Here is a 21,448-nt window from a genome sequence, read left to right as displayed (position 1 = left end):
AAAGAAAACCCGCAGCCCGCGTCCTCAGGCGCACATTCTTCATTTTATAAGGATAGAAAGCTGAAGCGGACGTTTTTCCATTATTTTTGTGTTCCTAACCCTTCAAGGATGCCGAAAAAGACGATTTACTGGCTGTGCGGTGTGGTGGTGCTGTTGGCGCTGGGCTTCTATGGGTACTCAAAATGGACGGAGGCGCGCGAAAAGGTGAGCCTCTGGACGCTGGTACCCGACAATGCCGTTTTTGTGGTGGAAACGAACAACGCCCCCCGGTTCCTGGACCATCTGCAGCAGACAGACTTGTGGACGACGGTGTCCCAGATGCCCTTCGTGCTGCGCCTGGACGATCAGTTGGCCCAACTGGACAGTATCTCTACTGGCCGCTCCCAAATCCGTAATTTCCTCACAAATAAGAATGTGCTGGTGTCCATGCACGTGATGGGCCGCACCGAGTATGACTTGGTGTATTACGTGCCGGTGAGCACCGTGGCCCAGCACCGCTACATCCGCACGTTGGTGGAGAACATGTCCAAGTCTGGTTTGTACCGGCAGGAGATACGGGAGTACCAGGGTTTCCAGATCACCGACATCATTCACCAGAACGACAACGACAACCTTTCTTATTTCAGTTACCATAACAACCTGGTCATCAGCCCCAGCCCGGTCCTGGTGGAGGAGATCATCCGGAAGATTAATCGCGGGCAGCTGGAGTCGCCGGCCAAGGACTACAAGAACACCAATTACCTGAGCCAGCCCGATGTCTACGCAAACGTCTTCATCAACTACCAGCACGTACCCGATCTGCTGGGTGTTTTCCTCAAGAAAGACCTTCTCGCTGATGTGAACCTGCTCAGCAGCCTTTGCCGCAACAGCATGCTGCAGCTGAAACTGGACAACAACCGGCTGTTCATGAACGGCTTCTCGCGCCCCGAGACCGTGGAGGGTTCCCTATACAGCCGCATCCAGGGACATGAGGCGAAGAAGTTCAACCTGCGCGAGGTGCTGCCGGAGCGGGCCGCCATTGTCCTGCACCTGGGCCTGAACCAGATGAGCACCCTCCGGAAAGAACCCGGCACCCCGGAAGGCTCCTTCCTGGATTCGCTCTCCGGTTCTTTTGCGGGGGAACTGGGCCTTTGCTACCTGGAGGCCTACGACACCAAAACCAGCCCCGAGAAGATCCTCTTCGCGCAGACGTCCAACGCGGGGATGACCCAGCAGATGCTCAACCGCCTGCAGCCGGGCCAGACCGCCGGCACCGTGGAAAAGCACGGCCAGCACACCATCAGGCTGCTCACCGCCAAGGAACTGCCGCAGCAACTTTTCGGGGATATGTTCAAGGGGTTTGAGCAGACGTATTACACCACCCTGCAGAACTACATCCTGTTCACCGATGACGTGGCCACCATGCGCGCGCTGCTCACCGAGGTGGAAGAGGGGAAGGTCTGGAGCAAATCGGCGGCGATGGAGCCTTTGCTCAACGAGTCACAGCAAACGGACAACATCGGGCTGTTCATCAACACCAGCCACGCCTGGAACCTGCTTTTGCGCTCCATGAGCCCCGAGCAGCAGGTGAGTCTGCTCCGCAACAGTTCCATCATCAAGAAATTCAACTACTTCAGCCTGCAGTTCGGCGCCGCCGAGAACCAGTACTACACCAGTTTCCTTTTGCGCCACCAGGAAGAGTCAAGGGTGAAGACCGTATTGGCCGACCAGGGCATTCGGCGGGAAGAGACCTTTGACTTCAACAGCCGCCTCATTTCTACGCCGTTCCTCACCAAGTTTGTGGTAGACAACAGCAACGAGATAGTGGTGCAGGACTCGGCCTTGGTGCTGTATGGCGTGGGCGCCGACCGCGGCCGCCGCAATTGGAGCGATACGCTCAACTCCCGCATCATGGGGCCGGTGCTCCAACTGCCTTACGGCCAGGACAAGCGCCTGAAATACTTCTTCGCCACGTCTAACAGCCTGCACTGCATTGACAAGAGCGGCAAGGAGGAGGAGAACTTTCCTTTTATCCTGGGAGACTCCCTCCGGCTGCAGCGGCTCACCGTGTTTGACTACGACAAAACCGGCGATTACCGGCTGGCCGCCGATGACAACCTGGGCAATCTTTTCATCCTGGACATGCAAGGCAACCTGCAATCTGGCTGGAACCCCATGCGCCTGGATGGCCGGCTGGCCGCGCCGCCGCAGCACGTGAAGGTGAACGGCCGCAACGTGGTGCTGGTGACCCTGGAAAACGGCTTCATTTACGCCTTCGGGACGCAGGGCGAGCCTTACCCGGGATTCCCCATCAACCTGAACGCAAGTCTCCGCTCGGGGCTTTTTCCTAAGCTGGGTATTTCTTTCCGGCGGTCGCTCTTCACCACGGTGACGCAGGGCGGCGAGGTCATCACCTTTGACCTGACCGGCGAGGTGACGCGCCGTGAGCAACTCCTGCGCCCAGATCGGCGCAGCACGTTCAAGCTGGTACCCGAGGAGGGAGGGAAGTCGTTTATCATCGCGCGCTCAGACCCGGGCCGCGTGGCCTTGTTTGGGCAAGACGGGAAATTGCTCCTGGATCGCCGCTTTGTGACTTCCTCTGCCAAAGAGGTGCAGTATTTCCATTTCGGAGGAGACCGCAAACTGTACGTGATCTGGGAGACGGGTCCGCGCAAAGCCTACTTGTTTGATGTGCAGGCCCAACCCTTGGGCGATGACCCCATCAATACCAGCTACCCGGTAACGGTGCGCTACAACGAGGTACAGAACCAGTACACGGTTTTCTCTACCTACAACAAGCTGCTGCAGAAAACGGTGGTGCAGGGCCGGTGATCTCCGGGGTTCTAACGTGCTTTCAGCTGCTGTTTTAGGGCTGTTTTTTCCATTTCAAGCGGGAAATAGAAAAAGTTGAAAAAATTTGAACCAAAACATATGTATATACATTAATTGTGTATACATTTGCAGCACTTAAACAGTAAGTCAAAAAGAAATGAAGCTAAGAAACACAGTATTATTGGCGCTGGTAGCGTTGGTAACATTCGCTTTTGCAGGTAAAGGCGTAGCGTACAAAGTGGTGACAAACCAATCTAAGGTTGCCTGGAAAGGCACCAAAGTAACCGGAGAGCACTCTGGCGTGATCAATATCGCCAATGGTCAATTGACCAGCGATGGAAAAAACATTTTGGGTGGTTCTTTTGACATTGACATGTCTTCTATTGTCTGCACTGACATCACCGATGCCAAAATGAACGGCAACCTGGTAGGTCACTTGAAGTCTGACGATTTCTTCGGGACTGCCAAATATCCGAAGGCTACCCTGGTGATCACCAAAGTAACCCCTACCAAAACCAAAGGCCAGTACCTGGTGAACGGTGACTTGACCATCAAAGGCATCAAGAACCCTATCCAGTTCCCAGCTACCATCGCGCACGCTGGCAACCAGATCAAAGCCAAAGCCAACATCAAAGTGGACAGAACCAAATATGACATCAAATACGGTTCAGGTTCTTTCTTTGACAACCTGGGCGACAAAGCCATCAGCAACGAGTTTGACCTGAACGTTGATTTAGTAGCGCAGAAAGACTTAGTAGCTAAAAGATAAATTACCCGTTTTTCATATGTGAGGCTATGCTCCCCTGGGGCATAGCCTTTTTTTGTTTCAAGCCTCTTTTCCAGAAAAGAGGCCCTAAACAAAAGTTGTTTTCTGGGTGGTTACTGGTTCGTGAGCCAGCCTTTGCGGTAGAAGTAGTACACCATGCCAGATACGATGACCGTCATCACCCCCAACAGCGTCACGTAGCCATACGGTTGGTACAGTTCAGGCATGTTCAACGGGTTGATGCCGCCTTTGGGGTTCTCGCGCGAGAAGTTCATGCCGTACAACCCCACAATGAAACTCAGCGGGATGAAGATGGTGGAGATGATGGTGAGCACTTTCATGACCTCGTTCATGCGGTTGCTCACGTTAGAGAGGTACAGGTCTGTGAGGCTGCTGGTGGTTTCTTTGTAGTTGTCTACCAGGTCCATGAGCTGCACGGCGTGGTCGTAGATGTCTTTGAAATAAATCTTGAGGTCCTGCGGAATAAGCTGCTCGTCCATGCGCAGGATCTCACTTATCTTATCCCGCTCGGGCCAGACAATGCGCCGTATCTTCACCACCTCGCGCTTCAGGTCCAGGATCTGGCTCAGGAGTTGTTTGCTGGGCTTCAGGAAAAGGCAGTCTTCCAGTTCCTCGGCGTATTCTCCCAGTTGGGCCATGGCCGGAAAGTAATGGTCCAGCACCACATCCATGATGGCGTACGCCAGGTAAATCGCGGATTTCTTCCGGATGGCGCCTTTCCCGGCCTTGATGCGGTCCCGGAGCGGTTCCAGGCAGTCTTCGTAGTCGCTCTGGAAAGTGATCACGTAGTTGGGGCCGGTGAAAATAGAGAGCTGGTCATCGTCAATCTTGTGGTCTGGCGTGAACTGGACCATCCTGGAGACAATGAACAGCCGGTTGTGGTCTTCCTCCAACTTGGGGCGCTGGTAATCATTGATCACGTCCTCCATCTGCAGCGGATGGATATGGAAATCCTTCATGATCTGCTCCAGCAGGGCCACGCTGCCGTACCCGCGCACGTCAATCCAGTGGCGGGCTTCCGGGGTTTGCTTGAACTCCTGCAGCAGCGCCTCATAATCCGTAAACTCCCGCGCCTCGTGCATCTGCTCATTAAAAGACATCAGGAAAAGCCGGGGTGCCAAGGCCTCCGCCGAGATGGTCAGCGAGCCTGGTTTCTGGCCTACGCTTCTGTCCAGAATGCTTTTGGTGGGCTGTTTGGATTTTTTGGACTTTGACTTAGGAAGAATGCGCATGTGGGTTTCTGGGTGTTGAGGTCTTAAGCGAGTGCGGTAAGCTGGATTTGATACGTAAACCGGCAAGGTACGGATAAGTCTGTTTCGGTGCTGTTTTAGCCAAAACAGGTTGAAAACAGCGAGCTGCGGAAGGGGGGCGTTCTAGGCCTCCAGCGTACCGCCGGCTTTCTGTAGCAGAACTTCTATCTGGGCGGCCAGACTGGTGCGTACCTCCACCGTGAGGCGGCAATCCAGGTGGAAATCCTGCTGCCGTACGGGCAAGTCAAAGTCTTTGACCACTTTCATGATCTCGTTCATCTGTCCGTACCCAAACTGCACCGTGAGCAATGCAGTCTCGTGGCGTTCTATGACCTGGGCGCCTTCCAAAGCCTCGGCGGTAGCCGTCTTGTAGGCATGGATCAATCCGCCTACCCCCAGTTTCACCCCCCCGAAGTACCGGATCACCACCACCAGCACGTTGCTGAGCCCCAAAGACCTGATCTGCCCCAGAATTGGGTCGCCGGCCGAGTGGTTGGGCTCACCATCGTCGTTGGCGCGGTACGTGGCTTTGTCGGCGCCCAGTAAGTAAGCGTAGCAGTGGTGGCGGGCATCAAAGTATTCCTTCCGCAGACTGGCCAGAATTTCCCTGATCTCCTCCTCCGTGCGCACCGGATACGCCTTGGCGATGAACTTGCTGCCTTTCTCTTTGTACAATCCTTCTACGGGCGCGGCGATGGTGCGGTAGGTATCCTCCATGGCCGGCAAAATTACGAAACGATTCAGAAAAGGCGCTCTTTCTGTTTTTAAGCCATTTCAGGGAAAACAAGGCGAAAATAGACACAGTGGCTGACTGGCTATGGCAGGCAAGGGTGCTTTTTGGACTAAAAGCACTGGATTGAGCAGTTTACTTCTTAAGAAAGAGTGATCTTAATTTTAAGAATTTAGATTCAAAGTAATGAAAGCTAATATAGCTGCCGGCCATACTAAACAATAGCGCCAATAAACCAATTGCCAAAATTACAGGGACATTGTTGGTATCAATTCCGAATATCCTCAGGATTACATCAATTAAGGTTAAGAATATTAGGTGAAAAAAGTACAGACCGTAAGTGTATGTTCCCCAAAAGTTTATAAATGCCGGTTTAAATGAAAAGCTCTTCCCTTTTGGGTGGTGTGTAAGAATTAATATTACTAATGTGTAGAATGAAGTTAGTAGTAATTTGCGGAGAATAATTGCATAGATAAAGTTATTAAACAGACTTTGGGTAAGAAAAAATAGCATACCTAGTCCAACAAGCATGTAAAAGGTTTGTGGGCTCATTCTGTTGAAACTATACCTAAAGCTAGGTTTGGTATAGATGAAATAGGCGCCTAAAGCTCCCATTGCTATATCAGCGGATATACTTATGGTGTGGTAATAGACCTTTACCTCATCCTCTATATAAATAATCTTGAAAATGATGCTTGCCATTACAACAAACCCAAGCAGGAGAGGAAGTGCTTTTTTGGGTAGCCACTTGAAAAAAAATGGAAATAAAAAATAAAATTGCTCCTGAACACCTACTGACCAGGTTATTAAAGTAAAAGGAACATGATAACCTTTGCACGTATGCGCAATTCTTATAACATCAAAATTGCTAAGGAACAGAAAATACAGAGTAGGTCTGGAACAATAATTAGTAGGATGCTGATAAATAGAAACCGCATATGGATAAACTACAAAGGAGAAGAACAAAAAAGCAAAGTATAAGGGCCATATTCTAGTGATTCTGTATAGGTAGAATCTTTTTAAGTTAATAGAGGCTGTCTTGTCTAATTCCTTCAATAGTTTAAGTGTGACAAAAAAACCGCTAATTACAAAAAATAGCGAAACACCATTTCCTTGTTTAAAGACGCTATCTAATATAAAATTGAGGATTACACTTTTAATCTTTGAATCTGTAAGCAGATAAGGAAATGCATGAGGAATATATACCAGTAAAAAACCTACGAATCTCAGACCATTAATATTTTCAAAAAAAATATTTTTTGATTTGCGAAGAGGAGGTTGAACAGTGCTTTCCAAAATGGTTTACCAGATGTAAAAATGCTGACAGTAGATTGAATATATGCCTTTAGGCATTGGCTTGTTAAGGAACTTTCTTGAATCTGGTTAATCAAAAAACAAAATTAACTAACAAATGGATTGTCTACCAATAGTACCTCATAGTATTTCAAACCAATAATCTGTCATTTTGTAGCAAAATTGTTTGTAGCAACATTGTGATAATTTGGCCACTGGTGTTAACTTTGGAATGACAGTAGTTCCTTGAACCAACTATATCAGAAGCAAATATCAAGTAGCAGTAGCATTATGGCTGTGTTTACAGCTAGTATGAATTTGCAACTGGTAGTTAACGATTATGAAGGGTCTGTGTTTAATTTGATATATTGCGAGAAAAAATAGTAGACTTTAGGTGAAAGTTCCTTATTTGTTTGATTTTGATAGTATTGGAAACGAAAGTTCTGGTTTTTTAGTCACTACCCAAAAAGAACAATGGCTTCCATTTGAATTAAAAAGGGTTTTTTGGGTCCATGGAACCCCTCCCAATATCACCCGAGGGCAGCATGCCCATTATCAAACAGAGATGGTGTTAGTTATTCTACAAGCCTCAGCCACTATTGAAGTGGAAAATTTAGCTGGGCAAGTGGAAGTATTCAACCTTGATAACCCTAAGATCGGATTGTTTGTGCCAATAATGCATTGGTCAAGAATTTACCTTGACCAAGGGGCAGTGTTGCTATGTCTTGCATCCACTGATTATGATGAAGCAGATTATATAAGGGATTACAATGAGTTCAGAGCCTTCAATTGATTGTTGGTTTATTTGAAAACCCATCAGAACAAAAGTGAAAAAGGTGTTAACTAACTGGGGCAAGCGATATTCTTTACTGAAAGATATCTCATATCAAGTTGATAATCCAGCTTTTGATACGTATCATTACCTCAAACATGAATTCTTAAGCTTACAGCCATGTGCCTTTTATGGATCCTATTCTCTTTGGAATGAGAAGTCCAAGCAGACCGTAATTCACTTACCGTTATTCATGGACAATAAAGAAGTTACGAATCCTTGTAGAGCCCCTTTTGGAGGAATTCAACACCAAGTCAAAGCAGATTCTGATTTGTTGTTTGACTTTTTATTGCAAGTAGAATCAGATTTGCGGTTGGCAAAAGTGGATGCTATAAAACTGGCATTCCCTCCCTTAATCTATGATCCCGAGTCCGCGGCAGTCTCCATTAATTCTTTATTGCGTATAGGCTACTCTGTAACTACATCTAAAATAAACCATTACCTGCCTGTTTCAAATAGTAATTTCAATAACATTATCTCTCCTTCGGCAAACAGGCGCCTGCAAAAGTGTCACCGCCAAGAATTTGGCTTTAAACAGGAGCCGCTTCAATTTCTGCCTCAGGCTTATTCCTTTTTAGTTCAATGCAGGCAGGAAAAGCAACATTCAATATCGCTTTCCCTGAAGACTCTTGAAAAGCAGGTGGAACAAATGCCAGAGCGCTACTCCATATTTTCTGTAAAAGATGGAGATAATCTTATCTCCATTTCAATTGCTGTGAGGGTGAACTCAGAAGTGTTGTACAATTTTTATCCGGCAAGTTTAAAGGAATATAATGATTATAGTCCGGCTATTATGCTAACTGAAGGGATTTATGATTTTGCCCGGCAGAACAAATTTAGGTTAGTTGATTTAGGTACTTCAATGCTTGGTGATAGTCCAAACGTAGACCTAATGCGGTTTAAGAAAAGTATTGGCGGCAAAGAGAGTCTGAACTTTGATTTTAAGAAGGAACTGTAGTTCTTTCTGTGATTATAACATTGCTGAAAACTTTTTAGGAACTAGAAAACTATTTGTGATTAAAGTACCCTTCTTTACCTTCCGTGATTTCCCAGCAGGTCTGCAGCAGCAAGTGGAAAATGCGCTGGTCACCGAACTTCGGAAGAACCAACTCATTTTAGGTCCTTCGGTGACTTCGTTTGAACAGGAGTTTAGCCGGTTTCTAGGCGGGGGAGAAGTGGTTGGGGTGGGCAATGGATACGATGCGCTGGTGCTTTGTTTGCGCGCCTTGGGGATTGGACCGGGCCACGAGGTGGTGGTACCCGCCAATGGCTATATTGCCACCATCAACGCGGTGCAGCAGGTTGGCGCCAAACCCGTATTCGCTGAGCCAGACGGCCAAAGCTATAACCTTACGGCGGCTTCCGTTTTACCCGTGCTCACCGCCCATACCAAAGCCATCCTGCCTATCCATCTCTATGGCCAGAGTTGCGAATTGGAGGGCCTGCTGAGCCTCTGCCAAAAACATGGCCTGTATTTGGTGGAGGATTTCGCGCAGGCGCAGGGCGCGCTCTATAAGGGAAAACCGGTAGGTACCTTCGGGAAAATTAACGCGACCAGTTTCTACCCTACCAAGAATCTGGGTGCCGTAGGCGATGGGGGAGCGGTGGTCACCCATGATATTGACCTGGCCAGTTGGGTGCGGCAATACCATAATTACGGTCAATCGAAACGTTATGAATACGCCCAGGCGGGCATCAACTCAAGGTTGGATTCTCTGCAAGCGGCTGTGTTGTCGGTGAAGTTAGCGGCTTTGAATACGTTGAATGCGGAGCGGAAAAGGCTGGCGGCCATTTACCACCGATCCTTAAGTGAGGTAGGGGATATTCTGTTACCAGTCACCTCGTCCCCAGACACCGACCATATTTACCACCTGTACGTGATTCGTACGCACCAGCGCAATGCCCTGCAGCAGTTTCTACGGGAAAAAGGCATCCAGACGCTGATCCACTATCCCGTGCCGCCGCATCTGCAAGCTGCCTACGAACAGCTGGGATACCGCCCGGGAGACTTCCCGCTCACCGAGGAACTGGCTGCCAACAGCCTTAGTTTGCCGCTTTTCCCAGGGATGACCGAGCCGGAGCAGATGTATGTGGTAGAGCAGATTCAGCAGTTCTTCAGGTAGACGGACGAGGTTTAGTATAGCCTTGTTTCGGGGGTGTTTTCCAGAAATCTGCCTTGAAACTACCTTAGGCAAACAGAGGCAATTATCGGCCTGAGGCAGATTGCGGTAATTTCTTCGTAGTTTGCACCATGGCGCGAAAGCAGCACTTGCGGCAATTTTTGGGTAATTCGGTATGGTCGGGGCTTTCCACGGTGGCCCGGGCAGGCAGTTCGCTCCTGGTCAATAAGTTATTTGCCGTGTACTACGGTCCGCACGGCATCACGTTGCTGGCCCATTTCCAAAACCTCATCGCCTTGCTGACCACCTTGCCCAACAGCGGCGTAAATGTGGGCCTCATCCGCCACCTGGCGCAGCATGAAGTGAAAAGCCAGGCTTACCGAGCCTATTTCTGGGCCGGATTATTCTTGAATGTGCTCACCTTTTTGGGCGCGGCGGGCGCTATTTTCCTGTTTCCCACTTTCTTTCTGGAGCGCTTCGCCGATGACCTCCTAACCCAAACCGGATTCGGAAACCTTTGGCTTCTCTTGGGGCTATTTGTACTGCTTCTGCTGCAGCTTTTCTGGTTATCGGTGCTGCTGGCCCGGCAGGCTTTGCGGCCATATGTGTGGCTAAGCCTGTTGACCAGCGTGATCAGCGTTGGCGTTATGTGGGGTGCGGTAGGGAAAGTAAAGCTGTCTCAGGCGCTGGTGCTGTTCCTGGTAGGGCAATCTATAACCGGTTTGGTAGGCATGGCTGTGGTGTTCCACAAAGGATTAGTCCCGACTTGGCAGGTGAAAATGGAGCCATCGGTGCTGCGTGACCTGGGCAAGTTCCTGGTCATGGCCTTGTCTACTTTGGTGGGCGCCAAACTGGTGGACTTTGTGGTGCGCGAGATGGCCATTGAGCAGTTTTCGTTGGTGGAAACGGGGCTCTGGCAGTCGGTGGTGAAGATTTCTGATAGCTATACCATGGTGTATATCTCCGTTCTGGGCATGGTGTATTACCCCAGGATCGCGGCGTTGCTGCCCCAGCCCGAAGCCTTGAAAGAGTACGTGAAAAGTGTTTTTTACCTGTTGGTGCCAGCCGTGGGGTTAGGGCTGCTGGTGTTTTGGTGGCAGCGTGATTTCTTTATCCAGCTTCTGTTCAACGAGGATTTTCTGGCCGCCCGCGACCTGATGGACTACCAACTTTTGGGTGATTTCCTGAAGATGACGGCTTGGGTGCTCTCGTACATCATTACGGTACAAGCCCGGGTGAAACTCTACATCTGTACGCAACTCATCTCGGGGGTGGTGTACGTTGGGTTGGTAGCCTGGCTCATGCCCCTTTTAGGGTTAGACGGTTTACCCATGGCGCACGCCCTCCGCTATGGGTTGTACCTGGCGTTTCACCTGTACCTGTTTAGGTCCTATTTTTCTTTAGCATGACCTCACCCCTGGTTTCCATTATCTGCCTTTGCTACAACCACGCGGCGTTCCTGCACGAGGCGCTGGATTCTGTTCTTGCCCAGACGTACCCGCACCTAGAAGTGCTGGTGGTAGATGATCTTAGTACCGATAACAGTGTAGAAATTATTGAAAAGTACGTGCGCCGGCATCCGCAGATCAGATTTCTCAAGCACAAACGGAATCTGGGCAATTGCGCCTCGTTCAACGAAGCGCTGCAACTGAGCCAGGGCGATTTCATCATTGATTTTGCCACCGATGACGTACTGCATCCCGAGCGGGTAGCCCGGCAGGTGGCGGCGTTTCAACAGTTGCCCGCCTCCTACGGCGTGGTCTACACCGATGCCGAACTCATTGACGAACAGGGTGCCTCCCTGGGCTTTTTCTACACCCGTTCCGCCGAGGGAAGCCTAACTCCGTTGCCTGCCCAAGGTGAGGTCTTTTCCGAGGTGCTGGGCCGCTATTTTATCTGTCCGCCTACCATGATGATGCGGCGGCAGGTGCTGGAGGAGTTGCACGGATATGATCCCTCGCTGGCCTATGAAGACTTTGATTTCTGGGTAAGGTCATCCAGATATTGGCAGTACCATTTTCTGGACCGGCCTTTGTGCCAGCGCCGGATGCATCCGCGCTCCCTGTCCCGCCAGGTGTACCAGAAAGGCGACAAGCAACTGGCCTCCACGGTGAAGGTCATCCAGAAGGCGCAGAAATTGGTTAGAACTCCCCGGGAAAAAGAGGCGCTTCAGGCAAGGATACGGTACGAGGCGCGGCATGCGTATCTCACGGCCAATTACTCGGAGGCTACCCAGCTTTTGCGGTTATTGGAAGAGGAACAAGGCATGACGCTGACGTATAGATTTCTGCAAGTCCTTACCCAGAAGAAAGTCCCCCTGCAGTTTATCCGGCGCTGGTACCATCGCTGGAAGTACGGGCATACCGCTGCATAAAGTTCTGAACCAAGGCTGTGAAAACCTGGTCTGTGCCCAAACCAGAGCCGCTGTGGATGGACCCGGTGTTCAGGACGGCATGCTCTGCGGAGAACTCGGTGAAGGTGATTTCGCCGCCGCCGGTACCGTCCAAGGTACCCTCTTTTCCCTGGTACGTGGTAGGCTGTTTCCCAGATGCTTTGTTCAGGCCTTTGGCCAGTACCACGGCATGGGCAGGGGTGCTCCAGGTGGTTTTGTCGGTTTCGTCACCGCAGATGGGAAGGCTGTCCAAGCCCTTCTCTCCGAAAAGATCTCCTTTCTTCAACTGAAGTCCGGTGAATAACCAGTGCTCCGGCTGCAGAACCTGGTACGGCGCGAAGGTGCCCATGCCGGGTTCAGAGAATTGGGCGCCCAGCAATTGCGCCTCGGGTTGGGGAGTGTGCCGCCAGAGAGTACCTCTTTTGGGCTCGTTTTTGAAAAAGGAGCCGTCTTTCCGGCACTCCAATTGCGTGAAGTTCTGGTGCCATCTTGCCTGCCAGTACACCTGGTTTCCGCCTAGTGCCAGCAAAGATTTCCTCTGCCCGAAAACCAGATCCCTCAGCCCGGCATACATCTTCTCCGAGAAATACTCGGCATGATAGGACAGCACCAGGATCTGGTGATCTCGGAAAAGATCAGGGTGAGCTTCCAGGTAGAAATCGGGGTAAAGGTCTGCGCCGTAGTGGCGGGAAAACCAGTGGAAAATGTTGGCCTCTATCCGGAGGTTGTGCTGCAGCGGTTGGGTGCAGGCGTAGGAAAGGGCGGTGTTGGGCCGCAGGGCAGAAACAAAGGGCGCATAGCCATCGCCCAAGGCGTTCCGGTACAGCGACTGTCCGCCGTAGGCATTGTACGCGAGCCAGGTAGTCACGGGAACCAGCACCGCTACTTTGGAAGAAGGCGAAGACGAACCCACCAGAAAATGGATTTCGGAGGTACTTTCCAGGGCTAGGTTGGTGAGCAAAGCGCGGTAGTAGCCCGGGGCAGCAGTAGAAGGTAGTTCAAAGGCCCAGCCGATGGTCCAATGGCAGCCTTCCTGGGCTTCGTTTAATGCCTCTTTTTGAAGAATCGCAGCAAAAGTATGGGTGGTAATTTCCTCCCATGTTTCATCAGAGACGTACCGTTGTAGCAGGAGTTGGTTTCCTTGGTGAAGGGCCTTGAGGTGGAAAGACATAGTCTCGCCGGGGAGATAGAACAGCTTGTCGGTGTAGCCTTCCAGCGGCTGCGGGATCATGTCAGGGGTGGGTTCAGCAACGGGCAAAGCCGGTTTGGGCCGGAGGCGCCAGGCGAAGTGCTTCAAAGGGCCCACTGTTTTGAGCAGGAGCGGCGCGAGTACCGGTAAGATCTGGCTGACCCTTTTACTTAGCCTCATGGACCAGCGGCGTCGCGACAAAGATGATTTCTTTCTTGCCCAGCCCCAGGCGGGTCTGTTCCTCAGGCGTGCGGGAGAGCGCGTACTCCATGGCCTCCACGGAGAACCCCTGCGCGGCTACTCGCTGCCCGAAATCCTGGCCGAAGTTCCGGAACCTATCGGCTTGACCGTAGGCTTGCAGGCGCTGCTGAGGCGTGAGGGCCTGGGGGTTTTCCAGCGTCTGGGCGTGGGGGTGCAGGCGGGCCTGGAGCAGCAGTTGCCCATCGGGTTTAAGCACCCGGCGGAGTTCCTGCAGGGCCTTCGCGTCATCGGGCACGTGCGCCAACACGTGGGAGCAGAGAATCAGGTCAAAGAGGCCATCGGGGTAGGGCAGGGCCTGAATGTCTACGTGGTCCATGGCCACCGGCGAGGTAAGGTCGGCGCTGCGGTAGCGCAGGTTCAGCAGGCCTTTCAAGCGCGTCTGCATCCTGGGCTCCGGCGCCATGTGCAAAACCTCCAGCGGCTTTTCCGTAATTTTCACCTTTTCCTGCAAAAACAGCCACAAAAGGCGGTGCCGCTCCACGGTATGGCAGCGGGGGCAAAGGGCCTGTGGCCGGCGCTCGGTCCCGAAGGGCAGAAACGTGCGGAAGGAGCCTTCGCAGAGCAGGCAGTACACCTTGCGGCCCGCGTAAAGCCAGCTCCTGGAAAGCCAGTAGAGCTTTCTCAACGTGAGCCGCGCGTGGGCGGGGAGCACTTTCTTCAACAAAGGCAAGGGCATAGGGGCAGATTGGTATATTCAAAGATAAAAAAAACGGGCTGTTTTCCCAGTAAGAGGTAAATACTGACACCCTAGACCCGGTTTTACGTAAGCATTAGTTTTAAAAGGCGATCTTGACTGGCTGTAGATTAAAAGCCGTTGCCCCGCAGTTTCTGAAAAAGTAATATATTTGTTCTTCCATATCTAACTAGTGTATGATTTCAAAGGCCTTAGCCACCCGTTCAGAGGTGATGATATATGTGGAGAAATTCCTGGACACCGCCTTGCCAGAGTTCCTCAAAACCGTGGAAGACAGCTGGCAACCTGCGGACTTTCTGCCGGACGCCCGCTTTGATTCTTTCTTTGACGAAGTGCGGGACCTTAAGGAGCGTGCCCGGGGACTTTCCTATGACCTGCTGGCGGTGCTTATTGGCGATACCATCACCGAGGAGGCGCTGCCTACCTATGAGAGCTGGATCATGAGCATCAAGGAGGTGAACACCAACCCTAACAGTTCCTGGATGAAGTGGAACCGCGGCTGGACCTCAGAGGAGAACCGCCACGGCGACCTGCTCAACCGCTACCTGTACCTGTCGGGCCGGATTGACATGCGCCAGATGGAAGCCTCTACCCAATACCTCATCGCCGACGGCATGGACATCCAGACCGATGATGATCCGTACCGCAGCTTCGTGTACACCTCGTTCCAGGAAACGGCCACCAACGTATCGCACCGCCGCGTAGGCGCTCTGGCCAAGCAAGCCGGCGAGACCACGCTGTCAAGAATCTGTAACTACATCGCCGCCGATGAGGGACGCCACGCCAAGGCCTACAAAACCTTCGTGAAAAAGATCTTCGAGGTGGATCCGTCAGAGATGATGATCGCTTTTGAGGACATGATGCGCAAGAAGATTGTGATGCCGGCCCACTACCTGCGCGAGTTGGGTATTGACCAGGGACAGACCTTCGGGCACTTCACCGATGCCGCCCAGCGCATTGGCGTGTACACCTCATCAGACTACGTGGAGATCATGGAAACCCTCATCAGAGAGTGGAAAATCTCCAGCATGACCGGCCTGAACGAGGCTGGGGAGCGCGCCCGTGATTATTTGATGGCCCTTCCTAACCGTTTGCGCCGCGTGGCAGACCGCCTGCGCGTACCAGAACTGCAGTACAAGTTCAAGTGGATTGACAGCTAAGAAGCGCCGTTTTCGGCCTCTTTTCCATAAAACAAAACAGAAACGCCCCGCACTGCTGCGGGGCGTTTCTGTTTCCCATTCACTATCAAATAAAACTTAGAAGGTTAAGAAGGCAAGGTGGTTAGTTTTTGCCTACTATCTGTACGCCTTTCCAGAAAGCGATGAACCCCCCAATGTCTTTGGCTTTGTCAGCAGGCTGCGGATAGGTCCAGGCGGCGTCTGGGTTCTCAAAGTGGCCTACTTGCACGTTGTAATAAGAAGCCTCTCCTTTCCAGGAGCAAACAGAGTGCCGGTCGCTGGGTTTGAAGTACTCCCAGCGCAGAGAGGAGGGCGGAAAATAGTGGTTCCCCTCTATTTCTATAGTGGTATCGCTTTCCGCCAGAATCGTATTTTTCCAGATAGCACGCATAATGGTAATAAAAATGGTATTATAAGAGTAATTTCATTGGACTAATTAGTAAGGTTTACTCCTTTCATTTTAGAAGGTTACCTTTCACAAGAAACATTTTCGTTTACACGTTGTTAAAGGAAATATACTTAGAAGCACATGGCAGCCGGATATAGATTTACTGATTTCGTGCCGGAGGAACCCAAGGACAAGGGGTTTGAATCCTTGCTCCAGATTTTCCTTCAGTTGATTACCCTTACCGCCGGCGACGTAGCCGAGGCGATGTCCTGGATGAGCGAACTGGACAAGCGCTACAACCTCACCGATGATTCTTACGGGCTGGGCGATTTCTTTGAGGACCTCAAGAAAAACGGCTACATAGATGACAAAGGCCCCGATGGGCAGTTCAAACTACAGGCCAAAGGCGAGCAGAAGATCAGGAAAAGCGCCCTGGAGGAGATCTTCGGGAAGCTGAAGAAAGGCGGCAAAGGCAACCACACCACGCCCAAGACCGGCATTGGCGATGAACCCTCCGCCGATCGGCGCGAGTTCCGTTTCGGGGATGCGCCCGAGCAGATAGAGCTCACCGAGTCCATCCGGAACGCCCAGATTGAGCACGGCATCGGCGATGATTTCTTTCTCACCGAGCAGGATTTGGAGGTGACCGAGCGCGAGCACAAGAGCCTGACCAGCACCGTGCTCATGATTGACATTTCGCACTCCATGATTCTGTACGGCGAGGACCGCATCACGCCCGCCAAGAAAGTAGCCATGGCCCTGGCCGAACTGGTGAAACTCAAGTACCCCAAAGACAACCTGGACATTATCGTGTTTGGGAACGATGCCTGGCAGATCACGGTGAAAGACCTACCGTACCTCATGGTGGGGCCGTACCACACCAACACCGTCGCTGGGCTGGAACTGGCCATGGACCTATTGCGCCGCCGCAAAACCGCCAACAAGCAGATCTTCATGATCACCGACGGCAAACCCACCTGCCTCAAAGAAGGATTGAAGTACTACAAGAACAGTTTCGGGCTGGACCGGAAAGTGGTGAACAAAACCCTGAACCTGGCGGCTCAGTGCCGAAGAATTGGTATTCCCATCACCACGTTCATGATTGCCTCAGACCCGTACCTGCAGCAGTTTGTGGAGGAGTTTACCCAGGTGAACAACGGGCAGGCGTATTACAGCAGTCTCAAAGGCCTGGGCGACCTGGTGTTCCGTGACTACGGCCGCAACAAGAAGAAACGGCTGTAGAAACCAGGCGCGGAGCGAATTCTCCATTAACCCGTTTTGGGGCAGTTTGTAAGAAAACAGACCTAAAACAGCCGCCGCCGCGTAGGTAGGTTATTTCCGTTTCAGGTCTTTGTGGCGCAGCACGTTGCCAATGGTGCCCAGAACGATACAGATGGCTATCAATCCATAGAAATATGGGCGGTCCAACACATGCGTGATCCGGAGGGCGGCGCCAAGAACGGCCAGCAACGCGCTCACCGCATAGAGAAGGGAATAAGTTTTCACAAACGATACAGTTAAAAGATAAACCTACACATAAACTTTCTGTTTTGCGGCTGTTTTTCACAGAACAGGCCCAAAGCAGCCAACCATCCCAAACCACCAGCAATTTAACCCATGCTTTATTCAGATATACCTGCAGAGCAACTGCAAAAAATCAAGACCCTGGGCCAGCTCAAGGCCGCCGGCTACGAGCCGCAAAGTGTGAAAGAAGAACTGCGCGCCAACCTTATCAAAAAGCTGAGCAGCGGCGAGGAAGTGTTTCCCGGTATCTTCGGGTACGAGGAGACCGTGATCCCAGACCTGCAGCGCGCCATCCTCAGCCGTCATCATATCAACCTGCTGGGCTTGCGCGGTCAGGCCAAAACCAGAATCGCCCGGCTTTTGGTACAGCTCTTGAATGAGTACGTGCCCGTGGTGGCCGGTTCTGAGCTGAACGATGATCCCTTGCAGCCGCTCTCGCGCTACGCCCTGGACCAAATCGCGCACCACGGCGACGAGACCGCCATTGCCTGGCTGCACCGCGATGAGCGCTACACCGAGAAGCTGGCCACCCCAGACGTATCCGTGGCGGACCTCATCGGCGACGCCGACCCTATCAAAGCGGCTACCTTGAAGTTGCCGTACTCAGATGAGCGCGTGATCCACTTCGGGTTGATCCCGAGGGCGCACCGCGGCATTTTCGTGATCAACGAGTTACCCGATTTGCAGGCCCGTATCCAAGTGTCGCTGTTCAACATCCTGCAGGAGGGCGATATCCAGATCAGGGGTTTCAAGATCAGGCTGCCGCTGGACATTCAGTTTGTGTTCACCGCCAACCCCGAGGACTACACCAACCGTGGTTCCATTGTGACGCCGCTCAAAGACCGGATCGACTCTCAGATCATCACGCATTATCCTAAATCCATTGAGATTGGGAAAAGCATCACCAAGCAGGAAGCCCGCATCACCGGGGTGCAGCAGGAGCGCGTGAAAGGCCACGAGCTCATCCATGACCTGGTAGAGCAGATTGCCTTTGAGGCCCGTGAGAGCGAGTACGTAGACGCCAAAAGCGGGGTCTCGGCGCGTCTGACCATCTCGGCCTACGAGAGTGTGGTAAGTGCCGCTGAACGGCGCGTGCTGCTCAACGCCGAGGCCAGTACCCACGTGCGCATCGCGGATTTTTTGGCCGCCGTGCCGGCCGTGACGGGCAAGGTGGAACTGGTGTACGAGGGCGAGCAAGAGGGAGCTGGCGGCGTGGCCTATCGCCTGATGGGCAAAGCCATTAGAACGCAGTTTCTCAACTACTTCCCAGACCCAGACAAGTTCAAGAAGCAGAAAGAAAAAGACCCGTATAAAAAAGTATCTGGCTGGTTCTCAGACGGCCATACCCTGGATCTGCTCAACGACGCCTCAGACGCCGAGTACAAACGCGTTTTGAACCAAGTGCCGGGCCTTTCTGAGGTGGTGAACAAGTTTCAGCCTACGCCTAAAAGCGAAGCTGAGCACCTTTTCTGGATGGAGTTCTGCCTACACGGCCTGGCCGAGTACAGCCTTATTTCCCGCAACCGCCTCACCGCCGGACTTCAGTTCAAAGACCTGCTCAGCAGCATGTTCTCGGGCGGCAGCTTCTCCCTCACGGATGAAGATGAGGACGATGACAATGACCGTTTTTAAACCGTTTTCCTGAAAACAGGCCATAAATGAGAAACCAAAAAGCCGGGGCAATTTGCTTCGGCTTTCTGGTTTCTGGCAGCCCGTATTCAGTTGTGGTAAATATGAATATCTTGCGCGAAAGCCGTTTCATGTTCTGCTTCAACCATCCTGGAAGTCACCCGTACGAAGTCTAGTCCGCCGGTGGTGCGGTGGCCATTGAATCAAGCTAAACAGAAGAACTATGCCAATCTGGTTACAGGCAACCTTGTGGGGGTTGCTGGGTGGTGCGGCTTTGCTCTTAGGAGCGGGCATTGGGTATTTCGCGAAGGTCTCTGTGCGAGTTTCTTCCAGCATCATGGCCTTCGGGGCAGGCGTGTTGATCTCGGCGCTGGCGTTTGACCTCATGGACGAAGCCTTTCAGCAGGGCGGTTTCGATGCCGCGGCCATCGGGTTCTTATCGGGGGCAGTGGTGTACACGGCCGCTAACTGGCTCTTGAAAAAGCGGGGTGCCCATAACCGGAAACGCTCTGGAGACCAGCAGGTGTCTGAGGCCGAGGATGAAGGCAGCGGCCTGGCCCTGGCCATTGGGGCGCTCATTGACGGCGTGCCGGAGTCCATCGCCATTGGTATCAGTATGATCTCGGGCAGTAAGGTGAGTTTTGCGGTAGTGGCGGCGGTTTTCCTGTCTAACGTGCCCGAGGGACTTTCCAGCGCCGTAGGCATGAAGAAGGCACAGCGGTCCAAAGCGTACATCTTCGGGGTGTGGGGCGGCATCGCGTTGATCTCCGGGGTGGCGGCGCTGCTGGGCTATACCGTTTTCAGTAACCTATCTCCTAACATCATCGCGGCGACTACGGCGCTGGCTGCGGGTGCCATTCTGGCCATGATCACCGATACCATGATCCCCGAGGCCTTTGAGGTGACCCATGATTTCACCGGCATCATCACCGTGCTGGGTTTCCTCACCGCCTTCGTGCTGAGTCATCTGGGGGTATAAATAGAAACTCCGTTTTGCGGCTGTTTTCAGAAAAGCAGCCGCAAAACGGAGTCTTGATTGCTGATTGTTAATTGCTGATCGTTTTAACAGTTAACAATCAACAATCGACAATTAACCATATTACGCCTCGTTTACCACGATTTTCTCGATTCTATCACCTTGGCGAATGTCATCGATCACGTCTAGTCCTTCCACTACTTTCCCGAAGCAGGTGTGGTTGCGGTCCAGGTGGGCGGTGTTGTTGCGGCTGTGGCAGATGAAGAACTGAGATCCGCCGGTGTTGCGGCCCGCGTGCGCCATAGACAACACACCACGGTCGTGGTACTGGTTGCCGCCGGTGAGTTCACAGTCGATTTTGTAACCTGGTCCGCCGGTGCCGGCCATGCCTTTGGAGCCTTCGCGTGAGTTAGGGCAGCCGCCCTGGATCACGAAATCAGGCAGCACGCGGTGGAAGGACAGACCATCATAGAAACCTTCTTTGGCCAGTTTGGTGAAGTTCTCAACGGTTTTAGGGGCATCCTGGTCGTAGAACTCTACTTTCATGACACCTTTAGCGGTATGGATTTCTGCGGTTTTCATAGAAATAAATATGCGTTTTAAAATGAACCACGGACCGCACGACAGAAAATGCCTGCCGCCCGTCCCGCAAAGATACGTAAATTTCGTGGCCTTTGGCCGATGCGCATGACCGCTCCTGTTGTTTACGTTTTATGGCCTTTTCCAGAAAACCAAGCCTGAAACGGCAAGACTGCCAAGGCTAAGGAAAGCGTAAATGCTCTTTGGTTAGGATTACCCTTTATCAGTTAGTAACCCGGCATATACCTCATGGAATACCTCGCCATTTTTGACAACCTGAACCAACCTTTGCACCAGAATCTGCCTCGGCGGGAAGTCCACGTTCAGGGACACTGGCACCGCACCTCCCAAATCTATGTGCTGCATCCCGAGAAAGGCTATCTCTGCCATCGGCGCAGCGCAGGCAAGGATTTATTTCCCTCGCTGTGGGACGTGAGTATTGGCGGGCACTTGAGCCCGGAGGAAACCTATGAAAGCTGTGCCTTACGAGAGCTGTCGGAGGAATTAGGTATCTCGGTGTGGCCCGATGAACTGGAACTGGTCACCGTTACCTCGGTAGACGGACAGGACGAAAAGGCAAACCTGCTGGACCGCGAGCACGTGGGCATTTTCCTTTACAAGACCAATCTGCCAGTGACCGGTTTCAAAGTGCAGCAGGAAGAAATCACAGAAATTGAATACCTGCATTTGCCACGCTTGCGGGATGACCTGCAGAGCCCTGCACCCAGCCGCGCCTACATTCCCATGCAGGGACATTTCCTGGAGATTCTGGACTTGCTGGAAGCGCACCAGGGGAGTAGAAAGTCTGAATGACT

20 protein-coding genes are annotated in these 21,448 nt (G+C 52.1%); 12 read left to right on the top strand and 8 right to left on the bottom strand.

Going from position 1 to position 21,448, the window contains the following annotated elements; all coding sequences use genetic code 11:
* The first annotated feature begins 108 nt into the window (after positions 1-108).
* Both FOA19_RS01520 and FOA19_RS01515 read left to right on the top strand, forming a co-directional pair.
* The gene (locus FOA19_RS01520; RefSeq protein WP_149089036.1) at positions 109-2,811 is read left to right on the top strand and encodes a hypothetical protein; all 2,703 of its coding nucleotides are present in this window, start codon (positions 109-111) and stop codon (positions 2,809-2,811) included.
* A gap of 157 nt (positions 2,812-2,968) precedes the next feature.
* Positions 2,969-3,580, top strand: a complete 612-nt coding sequence (locus tag FOA19_RS01515; protein ID WP_149089035.1) for a YceI family protein — start codon at positions 2,969-2,971, stop codon at positions 3,578-3,580.
* Positions 3,581-3,690: 110 nt separating this feature from the next.
* On the opposite strand, the gene corA is transcribed toward FOA19_RS01515, so the two are convergent.
* From corA to FOA19_RS01500, 3 genes are all read right to left on the bottom strand, one after another.
* Entirely contained in the window at positions 3,691-4,830 is a 1,140-nt protein-coding gene (gene corA / locus FOA19_RS01510) for a magnesium/cobalt transporter CorA (RefSeq protein ID WP_149089034.1), read from the bottom strand.
* 141 nt (positions 4,831-4,971) lie between these two features.
* Complete coding sequence (locus FOA19_RS01505) at positions 4,972-5,565, bottom strand: IMPACT family protein (protein WP_149089033.1); 594 nt, start codon at positions 5,563-5,565, stop codon at positions 4,972-4,974.
* A 148-nt stretch (positions 5,566-5,713) separates the two neighbouring features.
* A complete protein-coding gene (locus tag FOA19_RS01500; protein WP_190300245.1) occupies positions 5,714-6,874 on the bottom strand; it encodes an acyltransferase family protein in 1,161 nt (386 codons plus the stop codon).
* 391 nt (positions 6,875-7,265) lie between these two features.
* Between FOA19_RS01500 and FOA19_RS01495 the strand changes: the two genes are divergently transcribed.
* The 5 genes from FOA19_RS01495 (at position 7,266) to FOA19_RS01475 (ending at position 12,197) form a co-directional block, all read left to right on the top strand.
* Complete coding sequence (locus FOA19_RS01495; RefSeq protein ID WP_149089031.1) at positions 7,266-7,664, top strand: sugar 3,4-ketoisomerase; 399 nt, start codon at positions 7,266-7,268, stop codon at positions 7,662-7,664.
* A gap of 34 nt (positions 7,665-7,698) precedes the next feature.
* Positions 7,699-8,661: a GNAT family N-acetyltransferase gene (locus FOA19_RS01490; protein WP_149089030.1), complete on the top strand. Its 963-nt coding sequence runs from the start codon at positions 7,699-7,701 to the stop codon at positions 8,659-8,661.
* Positions 8,662-8,716: 55 nt separating this feature from the next.
* Positions 8,717-9,826 carry a DegT/DnrJ/EryC1/StrS family aminotransferase gene (locus FOA19_RS01485; protein WP_223808681.1) on the top strand — a complete coding sequence of 370 codons (1,110 nt, stop codon included), beginning with the start codon at positions 8,717-8,719 and terminating at the stop codon, positions 9,824-9,826.
* A gap of 128 nt (positions 9,827-9,954) precedes the next feature.
* Positions 9,955-11,232: an O-antigen translocase gene (locus tag FOA19_RS01480; RefSeq protein ID WP_149089029.1), complete on the top strand. Its 1,278-nt coding sequence runs from the start codon at positions 9,955-9,957 to the stop codon at positions 11,230-11,232.
* A complete protein-coding gene (locus FOA19_RS01475; protein ID WP_149089028.1) occupies positions 11,229-12,197 on the top strand; it encodes a glycosyltransferase family 2 protein in 969 nt (322 codons plus the stop codon). Before FOA19_RS01480 ends, FOA19_RS01475 begins: the two co-directional genes overlap by 4 nt.
* On the opposite strand, the gene FOA19_RS01470 is transcribed toward FOA19_RS01475, so the two are convergent.
* Entirely contained in the window at positions 12,148-13,584 is a 1,437-nt protein-coding gene (locus FOA19_RS01470) for a N,N-dimethylformamidase beta subunit family domain-containing protein (protein ID WP_149089027.1), read from the bottom strand. The genes FOA19_RS01475 and FOA19_RS01470 overlap by 50 nt on opposite strands.
* Entirely contained in the window at positions 13,571-14,341 is a 771-nt protein-coding gene (locus FOA19_RS01465; protein ID WP_149089026.1) for a class I SAM-dependent methyltransferase, read from the bottom strand. The genes FOA19_RS01470 and FOA19_RS01465 overlap by 14 nt, the downstream gene beginning before the upstream one ends.
* A 194-nt stretch (positions 14,342-14,535) precedes the next feature.
* Between FOA19_RS01465 and FOA19_RS01460 the strand changes: the two genes are divergently transcribed.
* A complete protein-coding gene (locus FOA19_RS01460; RefSeq protein ID WP_149089025.1) occupies positions 14,536-15,519 on the top strand; it encodes an acyl-ACP desaturase in 984 nt (327 codons plus the stop codon).
* 121 nt (positions 15,520-15,640) lie between these two features.
* On the opposite strand, the gene FOA19_RS01455 is transcribed toward FOA19_RS01460, so the two are convergent.
* Positions 15,641-15,928 (bottom strand): DUF427 domain-containing protein, encoded by a 288-nt coding sequence (locus FOA19_RS01455; protein ID WP_149089024.1) that lies wholly within the window; start codon positions 15,926-15,928, stop codon positions 15,641-15,643.
* A 138-nt stretch (positions 15,929-16,066) separates the two neighbouring features.
* Here FOA19_RS01455 and FOA19_RS01450 point away from each other — a divergent pair, with 138 nt between their 5' ends.
* The gene (locus FOA19_RS01450) at positions 16,067-17,167 is read left to right on the top strand and encodes a vWA domain-containing protein (RefSeq protein WP_149089023.1); all 1,101 of its coding nucleotides are present in this window, start codon (positions 16,067-16,069) and stop codon (positions 17,165-17,167) included.
* Between the two features lie 90 nt (positions 17,168-17,257).
* On the opposite strand, the gene FOA19_RS23260 is transcribed toward FOA19_RS01450, so the two are convergent.
* Positions 17,258-17,431 (bottom strand): hypothetical protein, encoded by a 174-nt coding sequence (locus FOA19_RS23260; protein ID WP_190300244.1) that lies wholly within the window; start codon positions 17,429-17,431, stop codon positions 17,258-17,260.
* A 111-nt stretch (positions 17,432-17,542) separates the two neighbouring features.
* Here FOA19_RS23260 and FOA19_RS01445 point away from each other — a divergent pair, with 111 nt between their 5' ends.
* Complete coding sequence (locus tag FOA19_RS01445; protein ID WP_149089022.1) at positions 17,543-19,081, top strand: sigma 54-interacting transcriptional regulator; 1,539 nt, start codon at positions 17,543-17,545, stop codon at positions 19,079-19,081.
* A gap of 220 nt (positions 19,082-19,301) precedes the next feature.
* Entirely contained in the window at positions 19,302-20,057 is a 756-nt protein-coding gene (locus FOA19_RS01440) for a ZIP family metal transporter (RefSeq protein ID WP_149089021.1), read from the top strand.
* 120 nt (positions 20,058-20,177) lie between these two features.
* On the opposite strand, the gene FOA19_RS01435 is transcribed toward FOA19_RS01440, so the two are convergent.
* Positions 20,178-20,636, bottom strand: coding sequence for a peptidylprolyl isomerase (locus tag FOA19_RS01435; RefSeq protein WP_149089020.1), 459 nt, complete (start codon positions 20,634-20,636; stop codon positions 20,178-20,180).
* Positions 20,637-20,882: 246 nt separating this feature from the next.
* On the opposite strand from FOA19_RS01435, the gene FOA19_RS01430 reads away from it, so the two are divergent.
* Complete coding sequence (locus FOA19_RS01430) at positions 20,883-21,446, top strand: NUDIX hydrolase (RefSeq protein ID WP_149089019.1); 564 nt, start codon at positions 20,883-20,885, stop codon at positions 21,444-21,446.
* The last annotated feature ends 2 nt before the right edge of the window (positions 21,447-21,448 follow it).

Origin of the sequence: Rufibacter hautae (assembly GCF_008271695.1) — a bacterium.
Taxonomy (GTDB): domain Bacteria; phylum Bacteroidota; class Bacteroidia; order Cytophagales; family Hymenobacteraceae; genus Nibribacter; species Nibribacter hautae.
The sequence above is the reverse complement of the archived record's forward strand: the minus strand, read 5'-3'. Positions and strand labels throughout refer to the sequence as shown.